5 protein-coding genes are annotated in these 6,814 nt (G+C 55.5%); all 5 read right to left on the reverse strand.

Annotated features, from left to right (window positions below):
* Window positions 1-116 precede the first annotated feature (116 nt).
* The gene (locus RQI55_RS24145; RefSeq protein WP_311273770.1) at window positions 117-551 is read right to left on the reverse strand and encodes a MarR family winged helix-turn-helix transcriptional regulator; all 435 of its coding nucleotides are present in this window, start codon (window positions 549-551) and stop codon (window positions 117-119) included.
* Between the two features lie 133 nt (window positions 552-684).
* Window positions 685-1,305, reverse strand: coding sequence for a tyrosine-type recombinase/integrase (locus tag RQI55_RS24150; RefSeq protein ID WP_311273771.1), 621 nt, complete (start codon window positions 1,303-1,305; stop codon window positions 685-687).
* 256 nt (window positions 1,306-1,561) lie between these two features.
* A complete protein-coding gene (locus RQI55_RS24155) occupies window positions 1,562-2,458 on the reverse strand; it encodes a diguanylate cyclase (protein ID WP_311273773.1) in 897 nt (298 codons plus the stop codon).
* A gap of 257 nt (window positions 2,459-2,715) precedes the next feature.
* Window positions 2,716-5,295 (reverse strand): HWE histidine kinase domain-containing protein, encoded by a 2,580-nt coding sequence (locus RQI55_RS24160; protein ID WP_243258213.1) that lies wholly within the window; start codon window positions 5,293-5,295, stop codon window positions 2,716-2,718.
* On the reverse strand, window positions 5,292-5,996 hold the full coding sequence (locus RQI55_RS24165; RefSeq protein WP_311273772.1) for an AraC family transcriptional regulator: 705 nt from the start codon (window positions 5,994-5,996) through the stop codon (window positions 5,292-5,294). The genes RQI55_RS24160 and RQI55_RS24165 overlap by 4 nt, the downstream gene beginning before the upstream one ends.
* Between the last annotated feature and the right edge of the window lie 818 nt (window positions 5,997-6,814).

The following is a 6,814-nucleotide window of genomic DNA, read 5'->3' on the forward strand; positions in this document are numbered from 1 at the left end:
ATGGCGAACCCAATTCCCTTGTTTGCTCCCGTGACGAGCGCAGTGGGCGATGTGTAAGTCATGATAGAGTCCCTGACCATTTCGATGCCAGAAACATACTACGAATATCGTATTATTCAACCTTCGTATTTTGCGATTTGTTGGGTAAGCCTCAGAAATTCGGTTTGGTCAACGGGATCGAGGGCCTGCAGCATCGCTTTGCAGGAGGCACGATATCCATCGATATAGCCTGCAACCACTCGCTGCCCCTCGTTCGTGATCCTCAGAGCCACCGACCTGCGGTTTGCCTCTGGCCGCTGCCGTTCAATCATGTCTCGACGGACCAGCCGGTCGACCGAAGACGACATTGTCGTGAGAGCGACTTGAAGGTGCCGGGCAACATCCCCGAGGTTACACGCAGGATGCTCATCGATAAAAAGAAGCGCCTGAATGTCGAGGGGGTTGAGCGAGTTTTGCATGACTGCCGCTGCCTCCGCGACCTTGAAGCGACGGGTAAAGCGCTCAAAGGCGGTAGCGAGTTCTTCGATTTCTTCGGGCGTAGGTTCTGTCATTCCCGGTATTAAGCATTTCTGCTCGGAGGACGTAAGCCATATACCCTAGAATATGCATTCCTTGAATTTATGCGATGACCGCTAATGGCGCGAAAGAGGCTATCGGCTCGTGCCGATGGCCACGAGCCGATAGCTATAGCTCAATCTGCTCCGCAATTCTAAGGGCGTCGTCGACTTCGACGCCAAGGTAACGGACGGTGCTTTCCAGCTTGGTATGGCCGAGCAAAATCTGGACGGCTCGAAGGTTGCCCGTCTTCTTGTAAATCTGCGCTGCCTTGGTTCGCCTCATGGGGTGGGTGCCATAGGCATTAGCGTCAAGCCCGACGGACGCGACCCAGCGGTGGACAATCCGGGCATATTGCCTCGTGGACAAATGATGCGACATCTTCCGACGGCTTGGAAACAGATAGCTGCCGCCATTCCTCCGAACGAAGGGGAGCCACGCCAAGAGCGCGATCTTGGTCTGTTCGGTGACCTTGAACTGGACGGGCCTCTTCGTTTTCTTTTGGATAATGATGGCTCGGTATCGGATCGAACTACCGGACCATAAGTCCTCAACCTTCAGCTTGACGAGGTCACAAGCGCGAAGCTTGCTGTCGATGGCGAGGTTGAAGAGCGCCAGTTCCCGGATCGCGCCGCTCATCTCCAGTCGAACGGGGATCGACCACACGTATTTCGGCTGCAGTGGGCGCTTCTGTCCCACCAGGATTCCCTTGTTCCATAGATATCGATTATGCAGTACGGCGGTGTCCATGCCAAAGCCTCCGCCCCTCCTCCCACCACGTCGCCTCCGTCAGGCGGCCGGACTATAGCACGCTTGTCGCTGTGTGGCCCTTAGCGGTCATTCGATTTTCGGGTGCTTGAGGCTCGGCGACGCGTATTCAGAGCTGTTGCGCACCACGGGCAAGGAAATCAGCAGCGTCATCCAATCTCAAAATTGGACGCCGATCACTCCGCCAGAGATGGCAATACTCCACGCTGAAACATTCTGGGAACCGGCTGGCCGGTACTTAAAAAGCTGAGACGCGATTTCGACCCGACCGTTTCGAGAGATACAATCCCTCGTCGGCGCGTTTTAATATATCGCTGGAAACGCGATCTGGCTGGCTGAATTCGCTCACGCCGCCGCTGATCGTCGCATCGTAGCGCAAGTTTTTCCTGAAAGTAGTCGGGACATGCTCGCGCAGAACCTCCGCAATTTCTAGCGCTTCGTGGCGATGGGTGCCGGGCATCACAACCACGAATTCGTCGCCGCCGAAGCGGGCAATCACATCGCTGTCGCGCAGATGCTGTCGGCAAAGGCGGGCAACTTCCACCAAGGCGGCGTCGCCAGCCTTATGTCCCATCTCGTCATTGAGGCGTTTGAAGTTATCGAGATCGAAAACGAGTACTGACGTCTGGAAATTGTCTCGTTCAAAGATTGCCAGCCGTTCATCCAGGGTCTCGATCAGCTTGCGCCGGTTGTAGAGCCCGGTCAGGGCGTCGGTTTCGCTCAGTCGGCGCAGCTTTTGCTGAACCTCGTTCTTGTCGGTGATGTTGCTTGCCACCCAGACGACGGCGTCTTCGCCCTCTACCTGGAAATTAAGCGCCTGAACGCGGCCTTCAAACCAGATGGAATAACTGGGACCGTCGCCAGCTCCCCGGACGTCACTGCCGCTGAGCTCGTATTCGACGATATGCAGAACACGGCTCTCCAACGCTTTTTCAATTTGGTCAGCGAACCACTGCGCCTTCTCCTCTTTCAGCACGTCAAACATGCTGCGCCCGACAAGATTGCTGCCGTCATGGTAATGCCTGAGGTCTTTCCCTCCGAAGATAGCTGCATACCGCCCACTGCGTGTCAGGATGAATGCAGGGTCTGGAAGGGAGTAAAGGATGGACGTCAACTGCTGCTGCGTAAAAGGCATCACGGTCCACTTGTCCGACGAAAAGGTTTCACTGCAAAAGCACACACACATGCGTTCGCGTAGGCCGAGTATCTGTTCGGCAAAACAGCATTCTCGTTCTCCATGCTGCCACAACTTTATTTCATTTTTCTAAAGCCGCCATTTGGCAAAGGCGGCCATCATTACTCCACCGCCGCGTGTCTAAAACAAACTCCAAATCATAAAAACCAGCCGACCACCTTTCGAGGACCGTGATGGGCGTGACCTGCACTAGCTGTTCACTTTTGGAAAGACTGCAGAACAGCTCTCGCGAGATGATCCCTCTCGTACGGTTTCTGGATGACGACGTGCTGGGCGGCACCTTCATTGAAGGCAAACTGATCTCCGTAGCCGGTCGCAAAAACGAATGGTATCGCTGCTGTCTCTAGCTTTGTCGCGAGATCGAAGCTCGTGCCCCGGCCAACATTGATGTCTAGCATTGCGAAGTGGAAACGTTGATCTGCAACGTACCTGGATGCCTCATCAATCGTCGAGGCCACGGAAACACTGGCCGCCCCCAACTCTCGCAACATGTCTTCGGCCTCAAGGGCAATAATCATATTATCCTCCAGCAGAAGGACATTCATGGCGCTCAACGGCTGCTCGGATACTGGTTCATCCGTTGACGAGGGACGATGGCGGGCGGGCGTTCCAAACGTCGCACTCTTTCCCGAGACGGACACATGGTGATGTGGAATGAAAAAATCGGCTTCCAGGCCCGGCATCAAGAACCTGAGCTCTGCAGTGCCCTGTAGATCGAAAGGGATCGTTCGTTCCACGATGACCGATCCGAACCCCCGCCGGTTGGGGGCGACTACGGCTGGCCCACCCGTTTCTCGCCACTTGATATAGACACCCTCTCCGTCGACGGCCCTCACAGCGACGTCAACACGGCCATTCGCAGAAAGCGCACCATGCTTGCAGGAATTGGTCACAAGTTCGTGCACCACAAGTGCCATGGTCGAGATGGCTTGCGGTTGCAACTGAACGTCAGGGCCATTTAAAGTCAGCCGCCCGCTCGTTGCGTCGTGGGCGGCGATTTCGTCCTCAAATAGACCAGCGAGACTCGCCGGCCCCCAGCTTTGTTTCGTCACCCTGTCGTGGGCACGCGCAAGCGCCTGAACCCTACCGCCAAGAGCCTCGACATAGCTAGAGACGTCGCCGTTCAAGTCAATGGTCTTGGTAACCAGGCTTCTGATCAAGGCCAGAATGTTGCGAACACGGTGATTGAGTTCCGCTATCAGCAGTTCTTGCCGTTCGGTAGATCGCCGCCGCTCTTCGTTGGCGTCGTTGGCAAAGCGAAGGATCACTTCAATCAGCGCTTGACGAATCGCCTCCCCAATACGTTCCTCGCGCGCGGAAAACGGCGTGGCGCGCCCACGCACAAGCTCGGAAAAAACGGCAAAACTCTTCCGCGGCGTCAAACGAAGACCGTCCTCGCTTTGCTCCATCATCTTGGTGGGATCGCCGCCCCATTTGATCTCGGTAGTCCGCTCGCGGCGAAACAGCATAATGTAGTCGCGAGGAATGCGAGAGATAGGTATCGCCAGCATGCCGGCCGCCAGATGAGATGTCTGCGCGCAAGGGGCATGGATGGCAGCCAGATAGTCAGTCGTATAGACGCGGCTCGGAGAGGCTGCGTTCAGGTGATGCGCTAGAGCAACCACTTGATTTTCGGGTGGAGTTGAACCGTGGAGATAGACGTGTTCAGCACGATAGATTGCGACACCGTCGCAGTCGATCATGTCGTGCGTCATGTCCTGCAACCAGATCGCATTCTCCAGCAGGGTCTCATCACCGGCAATCATGACAATGAGACGATCAGCCAGAGAACGCGCCTTTTGCTCATCTTCACCCGCGCCGCGTCGCAGTCTACTTTCGAGCATCATGGAATACATGGAGCCGAACAACTCCGCGGCAGTTCTCATGACAAAGCTTGGCAAGCGAGGGTCGCGGGCATGGCAGGCAATGAGACCCCAGAGCTTCTCTTCAACGACTATCGATATGGAGAGAGAGGCCCCCACACCCATATTCTTCAAGTACTCGATGTGGACGGGCGAAACCGAACGACTGATAGCCATCGACAGGTCTAGTGGCTGGGTGATCGCATCCACAGGTGGCAGCAGTTGAATAGGGGTCGAGCCGACGTCTGCAATAATCCGGAACGGATTCATGAGATAAAGCGCCCGCGCTTGGGTCGGAATATCAGATGCTGGATAGTGGAGGCCGAGAAAACTCTCCATCCCTGATCGGGTGGCTTCTGCGGTTACCGCGCCGTGCCCTTCGCTGTCGAACTCATAGATCATCACACGATCAAATCCCGTGATCGCCAGAACCTGTCGCGCGGCATCGCTGTGGAACCGCGCGATCGTGCGTGCCTTGGCGAGCTTGGCAGCCATGGCGCGCACCATGGAGGCGGCCTCCATCCGTTCGGCCTTCTTCGAAAGTTCACCCTCGACGATCAAAAGATCATCCTGGAAGTGGATAGCCAGATCGACGCGCGGCATTCCCTGGACTAACTTGATCCCGAATAGTCGCTCGCCACCGGTTGTTCCCAGAATGGATAGCCTGTTCCTTATATCTTGCAGGGCAACGGCGCTAATAAACGGATCGATACGTGCGCCCAGCAAAACTTCGGGCTTCACCTTGAGAAAGTTCTCGATATTTTCGGAAACCCTGGTCACCGACCAGTCATTCGCCAGGGCGATCAGGAAAGCGAAGTCCTGAATGCGTTCAAGACGGGTGATAGGCTCCCGGTCACAGGACGTTAAATCAGGCACCGGCTGCATGGTTTTTGGCACGCTATTCTCGGAACTCATCGCAGCACCCGGTATTTCGATGGCGAGACGCCCGTGATTTCACGGAAAGCGCGCGCGAATTGCAAAGAACCGTTAAATCCCACCGATGACGCAATCGCTTCGATCGACAGTTGGCCTTCCTTCAGCAGCCTACTTGCACGAGCGATCCGACGCCTTTGAACGAACGCATAGGGACTTTCTCCCGTCGTCGCTTTGAAAGCGCGAGAGAAGTGGAAGCGGCTCAGCCCGGCAACCGATGCCATGTCGGCAAGGCTGATCTCTCTGTGAAGATGACCTTCGACAAAGTCGGTGACCATTGACACCTGTCGATCAGACAAACGCCCTTGACTGTCAGCCACGACCCCGAAAACTTCCAGTGTGGCAAGGAGCGATACGCTTTCAGCGTGAAGTTCATCGACTTCGGGTATCCTCATAAGCGTTTCGAGTTTTTTCAGCGTTGAGCGAAGATGGGGGTCGCGGGAGTAGGCAAACGGTGCGGGCTCGTCCCGGCTATATTTTGAACCGAGGTCTTCACGCATCGCCTCGGGATCGAAGTACATGGCAACGAAGCTGTTCTTTCGTCGGTCCGGATCAGACCAACCTTCCACGGCGCAACCCTTTGGCACGAATGTGACAGTATCGCGCAGATCACGAGTGGTAAGCGTCGCCAGTCCGCTGACGCTTAGCTCGCCGTCGCGCAGCAAAATATCGTGCAGACACATGAAATGGCTAGAGCCCTCGTACTTATATGCATAAGGCTCGCCCCCCGAAAGCTCAACAATCTCTGCGGAGAACCCATTCCAATCCCGTGGTTTCCTAATGAGTGGGCCGGAAGCCTCACCACCGAACTCCAGACTCATTGTCGCACGAAGTCCCATGGCACATATCACATTTTGCTGAAAAACACATTATTTGCTATCATAGACAGTAAGAATGCTGTTGCAAGGCAATATTAGTCTTGCCATGACAAGGTGGATTGAGGTCACTTTTTTAGCGCACGAAGGTAAGCGCGATCCCAGACATAGCGGGGTTCGCCAGCGGAGACGCCAGCGGATTCTCATGATTTCCGGTATCGAAGGGCAGCTTTTGACTGGCGTACACAACTGGATCGGAGACTTGACCAGGTCAACAGCACGGTGCTTGCTGTCGATGGCGAGGTTGAAGAGGGCCAGCTCCTGAAACGCGCCGCTCATCTTAACTCGAACGCGGACCGACCACACGTTCTTTGGCTGCATCGGGCGTTTTTGGGGCTACAAGGACTAATTTGTTCCACGGATATCGTTTGCGCAGTACGGAGGTGTCCATACCAAAGCCTCCGCCAATTTTCCCACCGCGTAGCCTGCATCAGGCCGCCGGATCGTACCACGTATCGTCCCTATACGTCCCGAAGGAGGCATTGAGATGCGAAACCGGTGGGCCCGCATCCCATAATCGCTGGATGCGTATCACCAACTCTTTTGCAAAAGTTCGCCTGATGGAGCGCAAGCGTAGAAACCTGCTGTGGGTCCATATGCGTGGGTCGTTGCTAGAGCGAATGCAG

Origin of the sequence: Rhizobium sp. WCS2018Hpa-16 (assembly GCF_031843705.1) — a bacterium.
Classification (GTDB): Bacteria; Pseudomonadota; Alphaproteobacteria; order Rhizobiales; family Rhizobiaceae; genus Agrobacterium; species Agrobacterium tumefaciens_C.